The 20335-nt window shown below is 64.4% G+C and carries 18 protein-coding genes; 14 read left to right on the top strand and 4 right to left on the bottom strand.

The window, feature by feature from the left end; all coding sequences use genetic code 11:
• The 8 genes from VGE27_RS18790 to VGE27_RS18755 form a co-directional block, all read left to right on the top strand.
• Window positions 1-675 (top strand): M20/M25/M40 family metallo-hydrolase (locus VGE27_RS18790; RefSeq protein ID WP_331051210.1); only part of this gene is annotated, 675 nt, incomplete at its 5' end.
• Window positions 672-1748, top strand: a complete 1077-nt coding sequence (gene asd, locus VGE27_RS18785) for an aspartate-semialdehyde dehydrogenase (RefSeq protein ID WP_331051209.1) — start codon at window positions 672-674, stop codon at window positions 1746-1748. The genes VGE27_RS18790 and asd, both read left to right, overlap by 4 nt.
• Window positions 1745-3100, top strand: coding sequence for a lysine-sensitive aspartokinase 3 (gene lysC, locus VGE27_RS18780; RefSeq protein WP_331051208.1), 1356 nt, complete (start codon window positions 1745-1747; stop codon window positions 3098-3100). Before asd ends, lysC begins: the two co-directional genes overlap by 4 nt.
• A complete protein-coding gene (locus VGE27_RS18775; RefSeq protein WP_331051207.1) occupies window positions 3097-3840 on the top strand; it encodes a 4-hydroxy-tetrahydrodipicolinate reductase in 744 nt (247 codons plus the stop codon). Before lysC ends, VGE27_RS18775 begins: the two co-directional genes overlap by 4 nt.
• A 7-nt stretch (window positions 3841-3847) precedes the next feature.
• On the top strand, window positions 3848-4738 hold the full coding sequence (dapA, locus tag VGE27_RS18770; protein WP_331051206.1) for a 4-hydroxy-tetrahydrodipicolinate synthase: 891 nt from the start codon (window positions 3848-3850) through the stop codon (window positions 4736-4738).
• 40 nt (window positions 4739-4778) lie between these two features.
• A complete protein-coding gene (locus VGE27_RS18765; RefSeq protein WP_331051205.1) occupies window positions 4779-5630 on the top strand; it encodes a 2,3,4,5-tetrahydropyridine-2,6-dicarboxylate N-succinyltransferase in 852 nt (283 codons plus the stop codon).
• Window positions 5627-7663, top strand: a complete 2037-nt coding sequence (aroA, locus tag VGE27_RS18760; RefSeq protein ID WP_331051204.1) for a 3-phosphoshikimate 1-carboxyvinyltransferase — start codon at window positions 5627-5629, stop codon at window positions 7661-7663. The genes VGE27_RS18765 and aroA overlap by 4 nt, the downstream gene beginning before the upstream one ends.
• A gap of 176 nt (window positions 7664-7839) precedes the next feature.
• Entirely contained in the window at window positions 7840-9654 is a 1815-nt protein-coding gene (locus VGE27_RS18755) for a 30S ribosomal protein S1 (protein ID WP_331051203.1), read from the top strand.
• Between the two features lie 190 nt (window positions 9655-9844).
• Here VGE27_RS18755 and VGE27_RS18750 read toward each other — a convergent pair whose 3' ends face one another.
• The 3 genes from VGE27_RS18750 to VGE27_RS18740 form a co-directional block, all read right to left on the bottom strand.
• Window positions 9845-10615, bottom strand: a complete 771-nt coding sequence (locus tag VGE27_RS18750) for a PEP-CTERM sorting domain-containing protein (protein WP_331051202.1) — start codon at window positions 10613-10615, stop codon at window positions 9845-9847.
• A 281-nt stretch (window positions 10616-10896) separates the two neighbouring features.
• Window positions 10897-11565 carry a PEP-CTERM sorting domain-containing protein gene (locus VGE27_RS18745; protein WP_331051201.1) on the bottom strand — a complete coding sequence of 223 codons (669 nt, stop codon included), beginning with the start codon at window positions 11563-11565 and terminating at the stop codon, window positions 10897-10899.
• A gap of 330 nt (window positions 11566-11895) precedes the next feature.
• Window positions 11896-12417: a hypothetical protein gene (locus VGE27_RS18740; RefSeq protein WP_331051200.1), complete on the bottom strand. Its 522-nt coding sequence runs from the start codon at window positions 12415-12417 to the stop codon at window positions 11896-11898.
• A 317-nt stretch (window positions 12418-12734) separates the two neighbouring features.
• On the opposite strand from VGE27_RS18740, the gene VGE27_RS18735 reads away from it, so the two are divergent.
• The 6 genes from VGE27_RS18735 to VGE27_RS18710 all read left to right on the top strand — a co-directional run bounded on the left by VGE27_RS18735 (window position 12735) and on the right by VGE27_RS18710 (window position 19787).
• On the top strand, window positions 12735-13139 hold the full coding sequence (locus VGE27_RS18735) for an energy transducer TonB (protein WP_331051199.1): 405 nt from the start codon (window positions 12735-12737) through the stop codon (window positions 13137-13139).
• A gap of 116 nt (window positions 13140-13255) precedes the next feature.
• On the top strand, window positions 13256-14635 hold the full coding sequence (locus VGE27_RS18730; RefSeq protein ID WP_331051198.1) for a CotH kinase family protein: 1380 nt from the start codon (window positions 13256-13258) through the stop codon (window positions 14633-14635).
• 148 nt (window positions 14636-14783) lie between these two features.
• A complete protein-coding gene (locus VGE27_RS18725) occupies window positions 14784-16322 on the top strand; it encodes an acyl-CoA carboxylase subunit beta (protein WP_345788044.1) in 1539 nt (512 codons plus the stop codon).
• A gap of 8 nt (window positions 16323-16330) precedes the next feature.
• The gene (gene accC, locus VGE27_RS18720) at window positions 16331-17860 is read left to right on the top strand and encodes an acetyl-CoA carboxylase biotin carboxylase subunit (RefSeq protein ID WP_331051196.1); all 1530 of its coding nucleotides are present in this window, start codon (window positions 16331-16333) and stop codon (window positions 17858-17860) included.
• Between the two features lie 2 nt (window positions 17861-17862).
• Window positions 17863-19278 (top strand): hypothetical protein, encoded by a 1416-nt coding sequence (locus tag VGE27_RS18715; protein WP_331051195.1) that lies wholly within the window; start codon window positions 17863-17865, stop codon window positions 19276-19278.
• Window positions 19275-19787, top strand: coding sequence for an acetyl-CoA carboxylase biotin carboxyl carrier protein subunit (locus VGE27_RS18710; protein WP_331051194.1), 513 nt, complete (start codon window positions 19275-19277; stop codon window positions 19785-19787). The genes VGE27_RS18715 and VGE27_RS18710 overlap by 4 nt, the downstream gene beginning before the upstream one ends.
• 85 nt (window positions 19788-19872) lie before the next feature.
• On the opposite strand, the gene mscL is transcribed toward VGE27_RS18710, so the two are convergent.
• Window positions 19873-20232, bottom strand: a complete 360-nt coding sequence (gene mscL / locus VGE27_RS18705) for a large conductance mechanosensitive channel protein MscL (RefSeq protein WP_331051193.1) — start codon at window positions 20230-20232, stop codon at window positions 19873-19875.
• Between the last annotated feature and the right edge of the window lie 103 nt (window positions 20233-20335).

Raw genomic sequence — 20335 nt, 5'->3', positions numbered from 1 at the left:
GGAGGGGAAGAGCGCGTGGATCTCCTGTTTGTGGTCGGTGAGGAGAAGGGCTCGCCCGGCGCCCGCGCCGCCAATAGACTCGAGCCCACCAGCAAGTGGCTGGTGAACGGTGAACCCACCGAGAGCAAGCTGGCCTCAGGGTGCAAGGGTGCCCAGCGCGTGATCGTGCGGGTACGTGGCCGGGAAGCCCATTCTGCCTATGCACACCTCGGCAGCAGCGCCCTCGATCCACTCCTCGAGCTGCTGCCGCGGCTACGCGACCTGCCGCTGCCGGTCGATCCCATTCTCGGCCAGACCACGTACAACATCGGCGTGCTGCGCGCCGGCACCGAGGCCAACATCGTGCCCGGCTTGGCCGAAGCGGAGATCATGATCCGGCTGGTCGGCGACGTGGAGCCCGTCAAGCGCCTCTTCGCCGAATGGGCGGGAGATCGTGTGGAGCTGGTATGGGGCTCCCACATTCCGGCTCAACATTTTCAGGTCATCAACGGGTTCGAGGTGGAGCCCGTTGCCTACACGAGCGACATCCCGCTGCTGGATCGCTGGGGCACGCCGCTCCTCTTTGGGCCCGGATCCATTCACGTGGCCCATACGCCCATCGAATACATCGATGTGGCAGAACTCGATGCGTCGGTCGACGCATACGTGAGAATCGTCCGCACTCTGCTCGCATGACACCCTCATCCACTCGCTGGCCGGTCGCCGTTCTGGGCGCCACCGGTGCCGTCGGACAGGCGTTTATCCGCCTGCTCGAAGGCCATCCCTGGTTCGATCTCGTCGAAGTCGCTGCCTCCGAGCGCAGCGCGGGCAAATCGTATTCAGAGGCAGCGAAATGGCTTGAGGGTGTGCTCCCGGCGTCGGTGGCGGGGCTCACCGTGAAGCTGTGCACCCCCGACGAAGTGACGGCGCCGATCGTGTTCTCGGCGCTCGACTCCGGTGTCGCCGGTGATGTGGAGGCCGCGTTCGCGCGTGCTGGCCGCCTCGTGCTGTCCAACGCCAAGAACTACCGCATGGCGGACGACGTGCCGCTCGTGATCCCCGAAGTGAACGGGGATCACCTGGCACTGCTCGCCCATCAGCGGCAGGTGCGCGGGTGGACGGGCGCGATCGTCACCAACGCCAACTGTGCCACCACGGTCATCGCGGCGGCACTCGCGCCGTTGCACCAGGCCTTTGGCGTGACGAAAGTCTTTGCCACCACCATGCAAGCGGTGTCCGGCGCCGGCTATCCCGGCGTGGCCTCGCTCGACATTCTGGGCAACGTCATCCCGTACATCGGCGATGAAGAGCCCAAGATCGAGACGGAGCTGGTGAAGCTGCTCGGCACGTTCGACGGCACCCGCATCAAGCACGCCGACATCGTGACCAGCGCGCACGCCAACCGCGTGCCGGTGGAGCACGGTCACACGGTGTGCCTGTCGGTGGCGTTCGAGCGCAAGCCGACGCCCGAACAGGCACTCGAGGTGCTGCGCAACTGGACCGGCCATGAGGCGGTGAAGGGACTGCCGTCCGCGCCGGAGCCAGCGCTCATCATCCGCGACGAAAACGATCGCCCGCAGCCGCGCCGTGATGTGAATCGTGGCAACGGCATGGCCACGACGATCGGTCGCGTGCGCGCCGACCATCTCTTCGATCTCCGTCTTGTCGCCATGTCGCACAACGTGGTGCGTGGCGCGGCCGGTGGATCGATCCTCAACGCCGAATTGCTCGCTGCCTCCGGGCAGCTCGCGGGGATCGGTGCCCCGTGATCGTTTGCAAGTTCGGAGGGACCTCGGTCGCTGACGCGACTGCCATTCGTCGCGTCATCGAAATCGTCACCAGCAAGCAGGCCGATCAGCCGATCGTCGTGGTCTCCGCCCTGGGCGGCGCCACGAATCTGCTGCTCGACCTCGCGCACAAGGCGGCCGCCGGCGAACTGCTGACAGCGCTGCAGATCGTCGAACAGCTCCGCGACCGTCACCTCAAAGAGGCGGCCGCGCTACTCGAAGGTTCACCGGAAGCCGAAGAGCTCGCGGTGGAGATCGGTCACGCCTTCGACGAGCTCGCCCATCTCGCCGAAGCGTTCCGCACGCTGGGCTATCTCACCCCGCGGTCGCTCGACACGGTGGCGGCGTTGGGTGAGCTGCTGTCATCACAGATCGTCGCTGCCGCCTTCCGCAGGGCAGGCTTCCCGGGCGTGTACGTCGATGCGCGTGATGTCATGCGCACCAACGACTACTTCACACGCGCGGAACCCGACCTCGATGGCATTGCGGCTGCTTCGCAGGAACGGCTCGTGCCGCTGCTGCAGCAGGGCAAGATCCCCGTCATGGGCGGCTTCGTGGGGTCGGCACCGGGCCGCGTGACCACCACGCTCGGACGCGGTGGCTCCGATTTTTCGGCGTCGCTCGTTGGTGCAGCAGTTGAAGCGACCGCCATCGAAATCTGGACCGATGTCGATGGCATGCTCACTGCCGATCCTCGCGTGATTCCAGGGGCGCAGCTCATCGAACACATCAGCTTCGATGAAGCCGCGGAACTCGCCGCGTTCGGCGCGAAGGTCCTGCACCCGTCCACCATCGCGCCTGCCGTGCAGCGTGGCATCCCGGTGTACGTATTCAATTCGCGTAAGCCGGAAGGGAAGGGCACGATGATCGCATTCGACGCGCCGCGTCTGCCCGTGCGTGCCATCGCGGGCAAGCGCAACGCCACGCTGGTCAAGCTCCGGTCGTCGCGCATGTTGCTCGCGCCCGGCTTCCTGCGGCGCGTGTTCGAGGTCTTCGAAAATCACCGCACCTCGGTGGACGTGGTCACCACGTCGGAAGTATCAGTGTCGGTCACGCTCGACGATACCAACAATCTCGGCGCCATCCTCCAGGACCTCGCGGCGTTTGGCGATGTCGCGGTGGAACGCCGCGCCGGTGTCGTGGCGATCGTTGGTGCCGGCATTGCCGACGGCAGTCGCGCCATCGCCGATGCCATCGCCGCACTGGGACCCATTCCCGTGCACATGGCATCACTCAGCGCCACGGGCATCAACGTCACGCTGGTCATCGACGATGATCAGGTCGTGCCGGCGATGCAGCGTCTGCACGCGTCCTTCTTCGAGGGCGCCGCATGACCAGCGACCGAACTAGCGACCGAACTACTGACGGCACGCCCGTCTTGCCCGTCGCTCTCGTGGGCATGGGCAAGATGGGGCGTGCCATCGATGCGCTGGCGATCGAGCGGCGCTGCGAAGTGGTGGCCCGTCTTGGCGCCGATGAGATGGATTCGATGACGCGCGAGGCGCTGGGAGGCGCCCGCGTGGCCATCGAGTTCACCCGCCCCGAAGCGGCGCTCAGCAACGCTCGCACCTTGCTCGCGCTCGGCTGTCCAATCGTGGTGGGTACCACTGGGTGGACAGCGCATTTGGCCGACCTCGAAGCGGCCGTGCGGGAGACCGGCACGCCGGCTCTTTGGGCGCCCAACTTCTCGGTAGGCGTGCAGTTGTTTCTGGCATTTGCTGAGGATGCAGCGCGTCGACTGCGCGAAGTGGACGGATTCGACACGCATGTCGTAGAAACGCACCACACAGCCAAGAAGGACGCACCGTCCGGCACCGGTATTGCCATCGCCGAACGGCTGGCCGCCGGACTCGGACACCAGGTGCCCGTCAGCAGCGTGCGTGTGGGATCGGTACCCGGCACGCATGAAGTGATCTTCGATGCGCCGTTCGAACAGATCAAACTCGTGCACGAAGCGCGCGACCGTCGTGTGTTTGCCGATGGTGCACTGACCGCTGCCCGCTGGCTGTCCCGCCAGACCACGCCCGCCTTGTATACGATGCGCGATGTGTTGCGCGCCACGCCTTCGACCTGAGCAGATCATGACGTCCCGACTTCGTGGTTGTGGTACAGCGCTCGTGACGCCGTTCACAGCGAGCGGCGCGCTCGATGAAGACGCGCTGCGTGCGCTCGTCGACTGGCAGGTGGAGCAGGGGATGCACATGGTGATCCCCTGCGGCTCCACCGGCGAGGCCGTCACCCTCACTGCCGCCGAACATCGCCGGGTGGTGGAGATCACGGTGGAGCAGGTGAACGGGCGCATTCCCGTTATTGCCGGCGCTGGCTCGAACGACACCCAGAAGGCCATCACGCTTTCACGTGAACTCAAGGCGATCGGGGCGACGCACCTGTTGCATGTCACGCCGATGTACAACAAGCCGCCGCAGCGCGCGCTCGTGGCGCATTTCCGCGCCATCGCCGACGCCTGCGACCTGCCCATCGTCATCTACAATGTGCCGGGACGCACTGGCGTGAACCTCGAGGCGCGCACCTGCCTTGAACTCGCTGCCGATCCGCGCTTCGTCGCGGTGAAGGAAGCATCCGGCAGTGTGGCCCAGATCGCCTCGATCATTCGCGACCGCCCCGACCATTTTGCCGTGCTCTCCGGCGACGATGGCCTCACCTTGGCTGTCATGGCCCACGGCGGTGAGGGCGTGATCTCCGTGGTGTCCAATGTGGCACCGCGCTTGATGGTGGACCTGTGTGAGGCCATGGCGCGCGGTGATCTGACCGCAGCCCGGGCTCTCGACACCCGCGTCGCGCCGCTCATCGATGCCGCCTTCGTCGAATCCAACCCCATTCCCGCCAAGGCCATGCTGGCGATGATGGGACGCATGACCAGCACGCTGCGCCTGCCCCTTGTGCCGTTGGCCGACGTGCATCAGACGCGTGTTCGCGACATTCTTGTGCAGGTCGGCGCGCTCGCGTCCTGACTCGCTCATTCACTACGACACTTCGGCCGACTCCTGATTCATGGCCCTTTCCCTCGCCGATCTCGAAGCGCGTTGCAACGACCCCCTGCTGCTCGACAGCGGTGCGCCGCTCGTTGCCGACGCACAGCAATTGTTCGACGCCACCATGGCCCACCTCGAGCGCGGTGATGTGCGCGCCGCGGCACGTGATGCCGATGGCACATGGCGCGCCGTGCCGTGGGTGAAGCGCGCCATCCTTCTTGGCTTCCGTCTCGGTCGCGTCGTGGAGATGGGCGGCGCCGGCGCCTTCAACTTCTTCGACAAACACACGTTCCCCGCCCGCGAGTTCCGCGTGGAGAACCAGGTGCGCATCGTGCCTGGCGGATCGACGGTGCGTCGTGGTGCGTATCTCGCGCCCAGTGTGGTGTGCATGCCGCCCATGTACGTGAACGTGGGCGCGCATGTCGGTCGTGGCACCATGATCGACTCGCACGCACTCGTGGGTAGCTGTGCGCAGATCGGCGAACGCGTGCACCTCAGTGCGGCCGCACAGATCGGTGGCGTGCTGGAGCCGATCAACGCGTCGCCGGTGGTCATCGAAGACGACGTGGTGGTGGGTGGCAACTGTGGTGTCTACGAAGGCACCGTGGTACGCACCAAGGCCGTGTTGGCCGCCGGTGTGGTGCTGACGCGCGGAACGCCGGTCTATGACCTGGTGAACGAAACGGTGCATCGCGCCACCGCCGACCAGCCGCTGATCATCCCCGAAGGCGCCGTCGTCGTGCCCGGTGCCCGCCGCGTGTCGTCACCGTTCGGCGAAGCGCAGGGCCTCTCGCTGCAGACACCGGTCATCGTGAAGTACCGTGATGATCGCACCGATGCCTCCACCGCGCTGGAGGCGTGGCTGCGTTGAGCAAACGCCAGCCGCTGCACGTGGCAGGCACCATCCGGGCGCCCGGTGACAAGTCCATCAGTCATCGGTCGCTCATTTTTGCCGCGTTGGCAGACGGTGAAACGCGCGTGCGCGACATTCTCGCTTCCGCCGACGTGCACGCCACGGCGTCGGCACTGCGAGCCATGGGTGTCGCCATTCCCGCACTGAGTGCGGATTTTGTGGTGCGTGGTGGTGGTATCGCGGCACTGGCATCGCCACAGGCCGCGCTGGATTGCGCCAACAGTGGCACCACGACCCGCTTGCTGTGCGGGTTGGTGTCGGGGCTGCCTGGCCGCGTGGCGCGCTTTGAAGGCGACGCCAGCCTGAGCCGCCGTCCGATGCGGCGTGTAGCGTCGCCGCTCACGTCCATGGGAGCGCGTATCGAGTTCGAGGGCGCGCCTGGGCACGATGGCCTGCCCATGCGTGTCCACGGTGCACAGTTACGCGGCACCAACTACGTGAGCGCACACGCCAGTGCGCAGGTGAAGGGCGCGTTGTTGTTGGCGGGGCTCGCGTCTGGTGTGGAGGTGATCGTCGAAGAACCCTCGCGTTCGCGCGATCACAGCGAGCGTATGCTGCTCGCCCGTGGGGTTGCACTCGAGATCACCGAGCGCACGGTGCGATTGCCGGCCAACCAGCAGGTGACGGCCGCCGATGTCGTCGTGCCGTCCGATCCGTCGTCGGCCACCTTCTTCGCCGCGCTGGCTGCCGTGGCGGACAGCGGCGAGTTACGTCTCGAAAACGTGTGTCTCAATCCCACACGTACCGGCGCGTTCGATGTGCTGCAACGCATGGGGGTGTCGCTCAGCATCGCGGACGAACGCCTGGTGGGCGGGGAACTGATCGGTACCCTCGTGGTGCGTCCTGAGGCGCTGCATGGTTCGGTCATTCAGGGTGCCGAGATTCCGCGTTGCATTGACGAGCTGCCCATGTTGGCTTGTCTCGCCTCGCAGGCGGACGGTGAAACGCGCATCGCCGACGCGGCAGAACTGCGTGTGAAGGAGAGCGATCGCATCCGTGCCGTGGTGGAGAATCTGCGCACGCTTGGTGTCGATGCCGAAGAGTTGCCGGACGGCATGCGCATCACTGGCAACCGCACACCGCTGCGTGGGCATGTGATCACGCATGGCGATCATCGACTGGCCATGGCATTCGGGGTACTCGGGGCCATTCCCGGCAACGAGATCACTATCGATGATCCGCATTGCGTGGACGTGTCGTATCCCCGGTTCTGGGAAGACCTGGCCCAGGCCACGGGATCGGCGCCTTCAGCTGCAGTTGCATCGGCCGCGAGTGCCTCGGCCGGTTCGGAAGCACTTGCTGCAACGGCCAGTGCTCCCCTCGTGATCGCGATCGACGGACCCGCCGCTTCGGGCAAGAGCTCCACGGCCCAATGGGTGGCGCAGCAGTTGGGGGTACGACATGTCGATTCCGGAGCGTTCTACCGGGCAATCACATTTCTCGCCCTGGAGACCTGCGGCGAGCCCGAGGCTTGGCAACCGGAAGCCGTACTGGCCAATGCGGCGCGTGTGTCGTGGCGCCTGACCGAACGTTCCGTGCTGCCCTTGGTCGACGGAATTGAGCGGGATGCCGACCTTCGTGATGCACCCGTCACTCGTCAGGTGTCCCGCATTGCCCAGATGACCCTGGTGCGGAGCTGGGTGAATGACGTGGTGCGGAGCGCTGGCGCATCTGTGGACGTCGTCGTGGACGGTCGGGATATCGGCACCACGGTCTTCCCCGACGCGCAGCTCAAGGTGTTCCTCATCGCCGATTCCTGGGAACGGGCGCGGCGACGGCTGGTGCAGCGACTGGGGCGGCGTCCGACGGATGCCGAGATTGCCAACGAGACAGAAGAACTCGTGGCCCGGGACGCGAAGGACGCCACGCAGAGTGCGGCCGCCCGGGACGCCATCACCATCGACACCACGACGGTGACCCAGGCAGAGCAGGTGGAGCGGATTGTCGCACTGGCCAGAGCCACCCGGGACCGGATCCGGCGAGGCAGTTGACGGGCTCTGCCATGGGATCCGATGATCGAACGGGATGAGGAATGGGCGTTGAACCCTTTTCCTCGTCCCGTTATGTTATTGGGTTCCCGTGGTTTCTTCGTACCACGACGGGACACTCTCAACCTCTTTCTCGGCGCGGCGAGTGCAGTACCGCGAAACTGGAGATCCCACACCGTATGAGCACCGAACTGAGCCCTGAGCTCGCCGCTGAAATTGCCGAAGCTGCAGAAGCGATGGACAACGCTGATGCGCCGGCCTATGGCAAGCTGACCGCGCGCGAAAAGCGCGACCTGCAGAAGAGTCAGCTGCGCCCGCTCGCCAACCGTCGCCCCGAGCTCTACGAGGAGGACGAGTTCTCGTCCGACGAGTACGAGCGGATGATGGAGCTGTACAACGGCACGCTGGCGTCGATCGAGGAAGGTGAGATCGTCAAGTCGCGCGTCCTCGAGATTCGCGAGAACCTCGTCGTCCTCGACATCGGCTTCAAGTCCGAAGGCACGATCCCGCTCGAAGAATTCAAGGACATGCCCGACCTCAAGGCGGGCGATGAAGTTGAAGTCCTCCTCGAGCACCTCGAAGACCAGGAAGGCTCGGTCGTCCTTTCCAAGAAGAAGGCCGACTTCATGCGGGTGTGGGAACGCATCCGTGTGGCCTACGAGAGCGATCAGCCGGTGGAAGGCACGCTCGTCAAGAAGATCAAGGGTGGCGTGGTCGTCGACCTCATGGGCGTCGACGCGTTCCTCCCGGGCTCGCAGATCGCGCTGCGTCGCGTGCCCAACATCGACGAGCTGCTCGGCCAGAAGTACGAGTTCAAGATCATCAAGCTCAACAAGCGTCGCCGCAACATCGTGGTGTCGCGTCGCGTGATCCTCGAGACCGAACGCGCGGGCAAGCGCGAGAAGCTCATGAAGGAGCTCGCGAAGGATCAGGTGCGGAAGGGCGTCGTCAAGAACATCACCGACTTCGGTGCATTCATCGATCTCGGTGGCGTTGACGGCCTGCTCCACATCACCGACATGTCGTGGGGCCGCATCTCGCATCCGAGCGAGATGGTGCAGATCGGCATGGAGCTCGAGATCAAGGTGCTGGATATCGATTGGGAGCGCGAGCGCATCTCGCTCGGCCTCAAGCAGCTCCAGAGCTACCCGTGGAAGGATGTGGCGGCCAAGTATCCCGTGGGCACGCGTGTCTCGGGCAAGGTCGTTTCCATCACGAACTACGGCGCGTTCATCGAGCTCGAGCCGGGCATCGAAGGCCTCGTGCACATCTCCGAGATGAGCTGGACGCGCAACGTCCGCCATCCGTCCAAGATCGTCAGCATCGGCGAAGCGATCGAAGCGGTGGTGCTCAAGGTCGACGAGACGGAAGAGAAGATCTCGCTGGGTATGAAGCAGACCGAGCAGGATCCGTGGGTCATCCTGCCGCTCAAGTACCCGGTCGGCACGCGCATCAATGGCAAGGTCCGCAACCTGACCTCGTTCGGTGCCTTCGTCGAAATCGAGCCGGGCATCGACGGTCTGATTCACATCTCCGATATGTCCTGGACCAAGCGTGTCCAGCATCCGTCGGAAGTGGTCAAGAAGGGCGACGCGGTGGACGTGGTCATCCTCAACATCGACAGCGAAAACAAGCGCATCTCGCTCGGTCTCAAGCAGGCCGAGGAAGATCCGTGGCTTCGCATCGGTGAGACCTATCCGGTGGGCACCGAGCTCCCGGGCAAGGTTGTGCGTCTGATGGACAAGGGCGTGGTCGTCGATCTCGGCAACGACATCGAGGGTTTCGTTCCGGTCAGCCAGCTGAACCCGGAAGGCACGGTGACGAATCCGGCCGACTTCACGTACGAAGCGATGAACTTCGTGATGCGCGTGCTGGAGGTGGATCCGATCCACCGCCGCATCGTGCTCGCCGTGACGTCGATCCCGGAAGAGCAGCCGCCCAAGCCGGCGGAGCCGAGCAAGGTGCACAGCTCGGAAGACGAACTCGGACTCTGAGTCCTGAGCTCGTGAGAACGGCCCCCCAGTCAGTTGACTGGGGGGCCGTTTTGTATCTGGTGAAGCCAAAGGCCAGAAATCCGCGGAGGATTGCTGCGGGCGCATCCAAACAGTGGGGGCGTCATGACCCGCCAAAACAAAGAGCCCCCGCCATGACGGCGGGGGCTCTTTGCTTTCGAACGGGCAGGAATCAGGCGTTGCGGCGACGACGCGCAGCGTAGATGCCCACCAGGCCCGTCGCGAGGAGCGCCAGGCTCGTCGGCTCCGGCACCTGCGTCGTGTTGAACACGGCCTTGTCCGTGTCCATCTCGAAGTAGAACGGGCTGTTGCCGTTGTCCGGCACGTCGTTGTCCGTGCTGCAGAATACGACCAGGTAGCAGGTACGGTACGACGCATTGCTGAAGTCAACGAAGACCTGCTGGAACAGATCGCCAACCGGGGCAGCCGCACCAAGACCGATCGCGTTGCTGTAGGTCGCGGTCACACCGCCCCAACCCGCTGCCAGAAGGTCGAAGTCGTTGCCCGTGCTCGACCCGGCCGTGCCGGAGCTCCCCTGGAACCCGTTGCTGCGATCAAACGCCACGTTGCCGTAGGCCGGGCCACCTTCGAAGAGCAGGGTGGTGAGGTTCGGCGAACCCTGATACAGGTCCACGCGCCACGGACCATCAAAGGTGTCGGTGCCGCCGTTCATGGAAACCTTGATGAGCTGCGTCTGGCCGCTGGAGAGATTCACGCCCCAGCTTCCACCGCCCAGGTTGCTCCAGAAACCGAACACCGAGGCGCCGTTGGCGAACGTGGCGGTCACCTTCATGCCGCCCATCTGGTTCGAATTGATGCCGTCATCAATGGACGACACCGAGTACGTGGTACCCGTCTGGGAGGAGACCGTCTGGGCAGACGCGGTGCCGGCGGCGGCAACCGAGGCGGCGAGGGCGCCAATCGTCAGGAGGGAACGCTTCATGTACAACACCTCAATAAGTGCGGGAAGGAACTATGTGATGACGATTCCCTACGTAGCACTTTTCATGCCGGGAAATTGTTTCCCTTTTTGGAAATTATTGCACGTTTTCGGGGAAATACTCCCTGCTTTGGAACACAGATCGCAAAGAAGCAAAAGCCTCATGTGTCACCGTTGCAACACCGTTGAGGTAAAAGAACAACATTTGGCTCTTACAAAAAAATGGGCGGAGGGCACCAGATGAGGTGCCCCCCGCCTTCTCTACCCTTGAAACGAACTGTTGATCAGCCGTTCTGGCGGCGCCGCTTCACGCCAAGGAGACCAGCGAAGCCAGCGGCCAGCAGGGCCAGGCTGGCCGGCTCCGGCGCCTGCACCGGGGGCGTGGAGCCATCGCGCTTGCAGATGTCCTCCCAGCCGTCCTCGCACGCGATGTTGCCAGTGACCAGACGCGTATCGCCGCGGCCCATGTTCGAGATGTCGTTCGTGCGGATGTAGAAGTAGGTATCGCTTCCGCCCGCATAGTCGATCATCGACCAGCTGTTGTTGAAATCGAAGTCGAGATCGTCGCCGTTGCTGTTGATGAGGACATCACCGTCGAAGTCCGCCGTGCTGATGTACGGGTTCGGATCAGCCGAAGTCGGCGAGCTGAACGATACCGTCAGGCGGAACCGGAGCGGATCTCCAAAATTCGTGTTCGTGTTCGACGCGAGCACGAAGCTGCCGAGATAGTCGTTGAGGTCGTCCAGGTCGTAGTAGCCACCCTGGCTGGCCGACACGTTGAACGATCCGCCCGTGAAGGAGAGGCCGCCGTAGCTGCTGCCAATGCAGTTCGCGTTCGATGTCGTGTAGAAACAGCCCGTCGTGGTACCGACGATATTCACCTGCGCCTGTGCCGTCTGTGTAACGGCCAGGCTGGCAACCGCAGCCAGCGTCGAAAGGATTGCGCGCTTCATTCAGACCTCAGTCGGGAGGGGTGCTGTTGGATGGACCTACTGGTGACGTGAGGTAGAGCACAATCCATGCCGGAAAATGAAAATCTTCAAGAACCTGAATAACCGTGTCTTTCCCTCTGAATAAGGACAGCTCAGCCCGAGCGGTCTGGTGGATCAGGACAGGAACATTCCAGAATGTTGCATAAAATACACACAGTCGTTGCAGGACCGCACCATTTGCTGGAATACGGGATGTTCCTGCTTCAGGAAGCGCCAACCCCCTCACCGCTGATTGACAAGCAGTGAGGGGGTTGCAGGGAACTGTAACGGGACCGCCGGAAGCTTCGTGTGCTACTGCCCGACGATCAGCCCCACCACTTCCTCTCCACCCTTCTCCCGGCGCGCTTTGACCTCGCCCTTCGGCGTGAGGAATGCCGCGACGGCGAGCAGCGCATAGGAGACGAGAAAGAGCACGGAAACCATCGACACCCGGAGGGTGGTGTTCCGGAAAGCCGTCGCCATCTGGGTGCTCACGATCGCCTTCAGCTGGGAAGCATCCAGCGCGAACAGCGCCAGCGAGGCGCCCAGGCCCAGCACATATAGCGCCGCGAGAATTCCGACCACGCGCTGCAAGCCGGGCTGACCCAGTCGGCGTGCGATGGTCAAGAGAAGCGTCAAGCCAAGAAAGTTGGGCAGCAGCAACCCACCCGAGAGGGCATTGGCCGCCGCGAAACGCCACTGAATGTTGCTCAGCTGCAGGGGCAGCACTTGGATCACCACCTGAACGGCTGGAATCACCAGCAGAAGAATCCCTGCCGCGAACAGGACACGGCGGAGATGGGCATCATCGTGAAGGTCGGGGATCACGGACATGGATTGGAATTGCGGAAATGGGAGGGAGGACACGGGACCTGCTGACGATGAGCAAGATCCTTCGCAAGGGACGTTCCAGTGGCCTCGGCCGAAACAGATTGGGCCACCAAGCCCCAAACATACCAGCGCTGTGCCGGGGCTGTGACGAATGTGAATGGTGATGTGAGAAACACTTTAGCTCTCCATGACAACAGCCGATAGAGCCATCGTGTCGAACGCATCTCACTGGGAGACCGCGTGCGGCAATCCCCTCGCTTCGAAGACGAAGTGCTGGGCTATCCAAATTGTCCCGTCGCGATCTCGAGGATCGAATCCCTATGTCGACGTTCCGTCTTGCGCTGTTCCCCGCCGTTGCCGCCCTGCTGCTCGCCGGCCCCCTTGCTCGTACCGCCGCTGCCCAGGACGACAAGGTCTACCCGATCTCGGAAGTCACCAACCCGCCCAAGCTCACCTCGTCCACCAACGCGGCGCGCCTGATTCAGGAATCCTACCCGGCCGATCTCAAGAGCCGCGGTGTGGGTGGCATGGTTGAGCTCCAGTTCGTCGTCGACTCGAAGGGCAAGGTGGATCCGGCGTCGGTGGAAGTCGTGGACGCCACGCAGACGGCGCTCGGTGAAGCGGCCAAGAAGGTGGTGGCCAAGCTCGACTTCAACCCCGGCAAGGTGAACGGCGCCGCGGTGAAGACCAAGGTCGTGCTGCCGATCATCTACAAGGCCAACTGATTCAAGAGCGCCAGCGCCCCTCTTCACGCGTGAAGCACGCGGAAAGAGAGCAACTGGACACAACGCGCGGGATGCCGAGAGGCGTCCCGCGCGTTCGTTTTGCTGTATAGTGGTGAATGATTGTTATCCGCGTATTGCGACACGCGATCGGAGCGCTACTCTGTGGCGCACTGTTCGCCTGTCGGCAGGATGCCGTGGCTCCGGACGATCATTCGCCGGATGTCACTCCGCCCACCACAGACACGGGGTGGAGTGAGGCGTCGCATGGGCCTTCTGCCGCGACGGCATACGCGGTGGTGTTCCCGGAGAATGCGGTCAATCGACTGGACATCCGCATGACCGGCGCACAATGGGGCAGCATCCGCACCAACATGACCGCGCTGTGGGGCTTCGACTTCGGTGCCGGCGGGGCTGGCTTCGCTATCCCGCGCAAGGATCCCGACTACATCGATGTCACGTTGCAGTTCAATGGCCGCACCTGGCCCCATGTCGGCTTCCGACTCAAGGGCAACTCTTCGCTCGGCTCTGCGTGGATCACTGGCAACTACAAGCTGCCATTCCGGTTGAACTTCGATCGGTTCGAGGAGGAGTTCCCCGCAATCGGCAATCAGCGCTTCCATGGTTTCAAGGAGGTGTCGATGTCGCCGAACTTCCGCGACCTCTCGCTCATCCGCGAAAAGACGGCGGCCGACATCTTCCGTCTGGCGGGCGTACCCGCCGCACGCACGGCGTTCTATCGCGTATTCATCGACTTCGGCGCGGGCTCGCGCTATGTGGGCGTGTACACCATGGTCGAGATCATCGAAGACACCATGATCGCCGCGCAGTTCGGCAGTGACCAAGGCAATGTGTACAAGCCAACGTCGCGCTTCCTCACTTTCGTGCGCGATCAACTCGAGAAGAAGAACAACGAAGACGCCGCGGACTGGAGTGACATACAGTCCTTTGTTTCCGTGCTGAACAACCCCATGCGCTTGACCGCACCGGAGCGCTGGCGTGACTCACTGGAAGCGACCTTCAACGTCGATCATTTCCTGCGTTATCTCGCCGTGAACAATGTGATGGTGAATTGGGATGTGTACGGGGCACTCCCTCAGAACCACTACCTGTACAACCAGCCCGGAAAGGGACTCACCTGGATTCCGTGGGACATGAATGAAGCACTGTCTCCGAATCCCCTCGCGCTGTCGCTGTCCATGAGTGAAGTGAGCGGCGCCCAGTGGCCCTTGCTGCGCTACCTGATCGACGACCCCGTGTATTTCGCGCGCTACCGGCAGCACGTGGCCACTCTGCAGTCGACGGTGTTCACACCCACCCGAATGCAGGCCCTGCTCGGACGGCACCATGCCCTCGTCGCGCCGTACGCGATCGGTCCGGACGGCGAGCAGCAAGGCGCCACGTACCTCACTGGGGCGGCCAGCTTCACCAATGCCCTCGAGGTTCTGCGCGCCCATGTGATCAGCCGCCACGAACAGGCGAGGGCCTTCTCGCCCTGAATGGCGGGCGAAAGGTGTCCCGGACGTGGGATCGGAGGGACGAGGGGATTCCGGGACGCCCCGTGGTACGACTGATCGGCGCATCGCTACCAATGCCCTAGGATGGGGGCTAGCTTCCCGCGCCATGACCCAGTCATCCCAGACTTCCATGCGTGACAAGCTCGAGCGCCTCGCGGTCGCCCGTGAGGCTTCGGAACAGGGCGGAGGCGCCGCCCGCATCGCTGCCCAGCACGCCAAGGGCAAACTTTCTGCCCGTGAGCGCCTCGACGTCCTGCTCGACGAAGGCTCCTTCGTCGAAATCGACCGCTTCGCCACCGCCCGGTCGCTCGCCGAGGGCGAGGCGCCGATCTATGGCGACGGTGTCGTGACCGGCCATGGTCGCATCGAAGGACGACTGGTCTACGTGTTCTCCCAGGACTTCACGGTCTTTGGTGGATCGCTGTCCGAGGCCCACGCCGCGAAGATCTGCAAGGTCATGGATCTCGCGCTGCGCAACGGCGCGCCGATGATCGGCCTGAACGACTCCGGCGGTGCGCGCATTCAGGAAGGCGTGGTGTCGCTGGGTGGCTATGCCGACATCTTCCTGCGCAACACGCTAGCCTCGGGCGTGATCCCGCAGATCTCGGCCATCCTCGGCCCGTGCGCCGGTGGCGCCGTGTACTCACCGGCCATCACCGACTTCATCTACATGGTGCGCGGCACGAGCTACATGTTCGTGACGGGGCCGAACGTGGTGAAGACCGTCACGCACGAAGACGTGACGATGGAGCAGTTGGGCGGCGCCGACACACACGCAGGCACCAGCGGCGTGGCGCACTTCGCGTGTGACTCCGAGCTGGCTTGCCTGCAGCACATCCGTGAATTGTTCCGCTATGTGCCGAGCAACAACGTGGATGACGCGCCGCGTGGCACGGGCCGCGATCCGCGCGACCGTCGCGAAGAGTCGCTGCTCGATGTCGTGCCGGACAATCCGAACAAGCCGTACGACATGCGCGAAGTCATCACGCGCATCGTCGACGATGGCACCTTCTACGAAGTGCAGCCCGACTACGCCGGCAACATCCTCGTCGGCTTCGCGCACCTCGGCGGACAGAGCGTCGGTATCGTGGCCAACCAGCCCGCAGTGCTGGCCGGTGTGCTCGACATCAATGCATCCATGAAGGCTGCGCGCTTTGTGCGCTTCTGCGACTGCTTCAACATTCCGCTCCTCACGTTCGAGGACGTTCCGGGCTTCCTGCCGGGCGTGACGCAGGAACACAACGGCATCATCAAGCACGGCGCGAAGCTGCTGTACGCATACTGCGAAGCCACCGTGCCCAAGCTCACCGTCATCACGCGCAAGGCCTACGGCGGCGCGTACGACGTCATGAGCTCCAAGCACATCCGCGGCGACTTCAACGTCGCCTGGCCGACGGCCGAAATTGCGGTGATGGGTCCCAAGGGCGCGGTGGAAATCCTGTACCGCAAGGAGATCGCCGAAGCCGTCGATCCGCAGGCCGCCATGGACGCGCGCGTTGCTGAATACACCGAGAAGTTTGCCAACCCGTACATCGCGGCTGCTCGCGGCTATGTCGATGACGTGATCGATCCGCGCGACACGCGCCCGCGCCTCATCGAGGCGCTCGAGTCACTGCGGGGCAAGCGCGATCGCAATCCGGCGAAGAAGCACGGCAATCTCCCGCTCTGAGGCTCGGCATGTTCAACAAGGTGCTCGTCGCGAATCGCGGCGAAATCGCGCTGCGTGTCATCCGCGCCTGTCAGGAACTGGGCGTGAAGACGGTCGCAGTCTATTCGGAGGCGGACGCGCAGGCGCCCCATGTACGCGAGGCCGATGAGGCCGTGCTCGTGGGTCCGCCCCCATCCAGTCAGAGCTACCTCGTGGGCGAACGCCTCATCGAGGTGGCGCTGCGTACTGGCGCCCAGGCGATTCACCCGGGCTACGGCTTTCTTTCCGAGCGCGCGTGGTTTGCGCGGGCGGTGCGGGATGCCGGTCTGGTCTTCATCGGCCCCCCGGCCGAAGCCATCGAAGCCATGGGCTCCAAGACCGCGGCGCGTCAGCTGGCCATCGCGGCCGGCGTCCCCGTCGTGCCTGGCAACACCGAAGGCGTGAAGGATGCGGACGAAGCCATTGCGATCGCCGAGGCATACGGATTCCCCGTGCTGCTCAAGGCCGCCGCGGGCGGTGGTGGCAAGGGCATGCGCGTCGTGCGGGCGAAGGAAGACATAGCGGATGCGCTCGCGTCGGCGCGCCGCGAGGCGCTGAATGCATTCGGCGATGACGCCGTGTACCTCGAGAAGTACATCGAGGGCCCGCGTCACGTGGAAATCCAGGTGCTCGCCGATACGCACGGCAACGTCATGCACCTCGGTGAACGCGAGTGCTCGGTGCAGCGCCGTCATCAGAAGATGATCGAAGAAGCACCGAGTGTAGCGGTGTCACCGGAGTTGCGTGCCCGCATGGGTGCCACGGCCGTCGCGGCGGCCAAGGCGGCAGGCTATGTGAATGCGGGCACCTGCGAGTTCCTGCTCGACAAGGATGGTCAGTACTACTTCCTCGAGATGAACACGCGCATTCAGGTGGAACACCCGGTGACCGAACTGGTGATGGGCATCGACCTGGTGCAGTGGCAGATCCGTATCGCGGCCGGCGAAGCATTGCCGTTTGCGCAGAAGGACTTCACACCGCGTGGCTGGGCGATCGAATGCCGCATCACGAGCGAGGATCCAGCCAATGGTTTCCTGCCGAGCACGGGTCGCATCGAGTATTTGCACCTGCCCAGCGGTCCGGGCGTGCGCTGGGACGGTGGCATCGAGGCGGGCAGTGTGGTGGGCCTGCACTACGACCCCATGCTGGCCAAGCTGATCGTGCATGCGCCCACGCGTGAACTGGCGATCTCGCGCATGCGTCGTGCGCTACTCGAGCTCACGATCGACGGTATCGAATCGTCGCGCGCGTTTCACCTGCGCGTGATGGACGATGCCGAGTTCCAGCGCGGCGACATCACCATCCAGTGGCTCGAGCAGCGATTGGGCACGTTGACGGGACCACACACCGATCCGGAAACGCTGCGTTTGGCGGCCATCGCGGCCGCACTGGTGGCGCACGAGGAGCGGTCAGCCGGTCGTGTGAGTGCACCGGCGGCTGCCGCTGCGGGCAATACGGTTGTGCGGGATGTGCCGCCCAGCGCGTGGGCCGCGCTGGCTCGCCGTGAGGGGCTGCGCTGAACGTGAGTCGCCGTCCGGGCCGACAGGACCAGCATCGAAACGCCAATCGGGGGCGCCGCGAACGTGCGGCGCTCCCCGAACACACGGGCGTGCTGACCATCGACGGCTTCGCGGCCGGCGGTGAGGGCGTCGGTCGGATGGACGGGATGGCGGTGTTCGTACCGCGCACGGCGCCGGGCGATATCGCGCAGGTTGCATACACTCGTCATGCGCGGCACGGGCGTGGCCGGGTGCTCCAGTTGCTGCAGCGCTCGGAACAGCGCGTGGATGCGCGGTGTGCGCACTACGAGGACGACCGCTGCGGTGCATGCCAGCTACAGCATGTCGATGGCCCTGCGCAGCGTCTGGCGCGCCAGCACATGGTGCAGGAGACATTGCGCCGTGTTGGTCGACGCGAGGTGTCGTTGCCACCCATCACCGCCGATCTCGAGTGGCACTATCGCGGTCGGTTGACGCTCGTGTTGTTGCGGCGCAGCGGCGGATGGATTGGTGGCTTGCACCCTCACGACGACGCACGCCGGGTTTTCGCGCTGGAGCAGTGCGAGATCGCGCATCCTTTGCTCGTCGAGACCTGGCACGCACTCCGCCCGTTGTTGGCGGATCGGACGATGGGTATGCCCAATGCGGATGCCCTCCGCCTCGGACTGCGGCTCGACAGCGAAACAGGCGTTGTCCATTCGGGTGCTGCCAGTGATCTCAAAGTCACGGTGGTGCTGCAGGGCGGGTCGGTGTGGGAAGATCGGGAATCGTGGAGCGCTGCGCTGCTGCGTCGGGCACCACAGGTGCGCGCCGTCTGGTGGGAGGCCGCCGACGGGACGCGTGATGCCGCCCTAGAAGACGGCGCCGCGCCCGAAGCGGGCGAAGCGCTCGCCTTCGCGCAGGTGAATGCTCGTGTGGCTGATGCGCTTCGCGAACATGTGTATGCGGCGGTCACGCAGTTTGCGCCCACACGCGTGGTGGACGGCTATGCAGGCACCGGTCTGTTGACCGAGCGACTGGCGGTGGCCGGCCATGAGGTGATCGCGGTCGAGGCAGACGCCGTGGGCGCACGTCATGCGGAAGCGCGGTTGCGCGCCGCGGGCGAGCAGGTGGCGGGCAGGGGGGAGGTCGTATGCGACCTGATGGAGCAGGCGATCCCCCGGCTGTCGTCTCCGGGGCGAGTGCCCGATGTCGTGGTGCTCAACCCGCCGCGGCGCGGTGTGGATGCGCGGGTGACCGCATGGTTGGAAGACGACACCATGCAGACCGTCCGAGGGCTGGTCTATGTGAGTTGTGATCCTGCGACTCTGGCGCGCGACCTGTCGCGCATGCCGTCGTGGGACATCGTTTCGGTGCACTGTTTTGACATGTTTCCGCAGACCGCACACGTAGAAACCGTGTGTGTGTTGCAGCGATCGCAGGGGCGGGAGGCCGCGTGAAGTACATCGTGGATGTGAACGGCGAACGAATCACCGTGGAGCTCGACGGAGCGCACGCGGTCGTCAACGGGGAACGCGTCGACGTGGCGCTCACCCCGATCGCGGGTACGCCCGTGAAGCTCGTGCGGTTGGGCGAGCAGGTGCATCGGGTGGTAGCGCGCCGCGGAAGCGAGCGGGGGCGCTGGCTGCTCGATGTCGATGGGGCGCGGGTCGAGGCCGAGGCGCTCGATGAGCGCATGCGGGCCATCCGTGACCTGACGGCCGCGTCGGCGGCAGCCAGTGGGCCAGCTCCGCTCGTGGCCCCGATGCCCGGGCTGGTGGTGCGCATCGCCGTGGCGGCAGGCGACACCGTCAGTGCCGGGCAGGGACTCGTGGTGATCGAAGCCATGAAGATGGAAAACGAACTCCGGGCGACCACGGCCGGTGTCGTGACCGGGATTCGGGTCAGCCAGGGTCAGGCCGTCGACAAGGGTGCCGTGCTCGTGGATCTGGGCCCGCTGCCAGAGTGATGCAAAAACAAACCGCCCGGACGTCAGATGACGGTCCGGGCGGTTTGTGGTAGGCGGCAGGTGAGCCTGGCCCGGCCCAGCGTGGTCAGACCTTGGCTGGCGGCGGGGAGGTGCGGCGCATCCGGTTCACACCCTTGATGACCATGAACAGGGTGAAGGCCACGATGACGAAGGTCAGGATCTGGTTGATGAACTGACCGTAGGCGATGGCAGCGACACCGGCCTTCTTGGCTTCTTCGAGGGTGGTGAAGGGGCCGCCGCTCAGGGCGATGAAGCGGTTGGAGAAGTCGATACCGCCCGTGGCCACGCCCACGACCGGCATGATGATGTCATTGACCATGCTGTCGACAATCTTCTGAAACGCGCCGCCGATGACCACACCCACGGCCAGATCGAGGACGCTGCCCTTCATGGCGAATTCCTTGAACTCCGACATCATCGACATCTGGTCGCTCCTGAGAGGGGGGCTGCGCAGTACCCGGGTGGTGGCCGGGATCGGCCCGGATCCGGGCCCAACCGCAGGGCCTAAGTATTAGGGGACCGGAGGG

This window comes from Gemmatimonas sp. (assembly GCF_036405635.1).
GTDB lineage: Bacteria > Gemmatimonadota > Gemmatimonadetes > Gemmatimonadales > Gemmatimonadaceae > Gemmatimonas.
This window is presented reverse-complemented; position numbering and strand designations above follow the sequence as displayed.

Bases quoted from the DNA above. Each gene is read 5' to 3' on its own strand.
- asd (WP_331051209.1), top strand. From the start codon at position 672: ATGACACCCTCATCCACTCGCTGGCCGGTCGCCGTTCTGGGCGCCACC.
- VGE27_RS18775 (WP_331051207.1), top strand. From the start codon at position 3,097: ATGACCAGCGACCGAACTAGCGACCGAACTACTGACGGCACGCCCGTC.
- dapA (WP_331051206.1), top strand. From the start codon at position 3,848: ATGACGTCCCGACTTCGTGGTTGTGGTACAGCGCTCGTGACGCCGTTC.
- VGE27_RS18765 (WP_331051205.1), top strand. From the start codon at position 4,779: ATGGCCCTTTCCCTCGCCGATCTCGAAGCGCGTTGCAACGACCCCCTG.
- VGE27_RS18755 (WP_331051203.1), top strand. From the start codon at position 7,840: ATGAGCACCGAACTGAGCCCTGAGCTCGCCGCTGAAATTGCCGAAGCT.
- VGE27_RS18750 (WP_331051202.1), bottom strand. From the start codon at position 10,615: ATGAAGCGTTCCCTCCTGACGATTGGCGCCCTCGCCGCCTCGGTTGCC.
- VGE27_RS18745 (WP_331051201.1), bottom strand. From the start codon at position 11,565: ATGAAGCGCGCAATCCTTTCGACGCTGGCTGCGGTTGCCAGCCTGGCC.
- VGE27_RS18740 (WP_331051200.1), bottom strand. From the start codon at position 12,417: ATGTCCGTGATCCCCGACCTTCACGATGATGCCCATCTCCGCCGTGTC.
- VGE27_RS18735 (WP_331051199.1), top strand. From the start codon at position 12,735: ATGTCGACGTTCCGTCTTGCGCTGTTCCCCGCCGTTGCCGCCCTGCTG.
- VGE27_RS18730 (WP_331051198.1), top strand. From the start codon at position 13,256: ATGATTGTTATCCGCGTATTGCGACACGCGATCGGAGCGCTACTCTGT.
- VGE27_RS18725 (WP_345788044.1), top strand. From the start codon at position 14,784: ATGCGTGACAAGCTCGAGCGCCTCGCGGTCGCCCGTGAGGCTTCGGAA.
- accC (WP_331051196.1), top strand. From the start codon at position 16,331: ATGTTCAACAAGGTGCTCGTCGCGAATCGCGGCGAAATCGCGCTGCGT.
- mscL (WP_331051193.1), bottom strand. From the start codon at position 20,232: ATGTCGATGATGTCGGAGTTCAAGGAATTCGCCATGAAGGGCAGCGTC.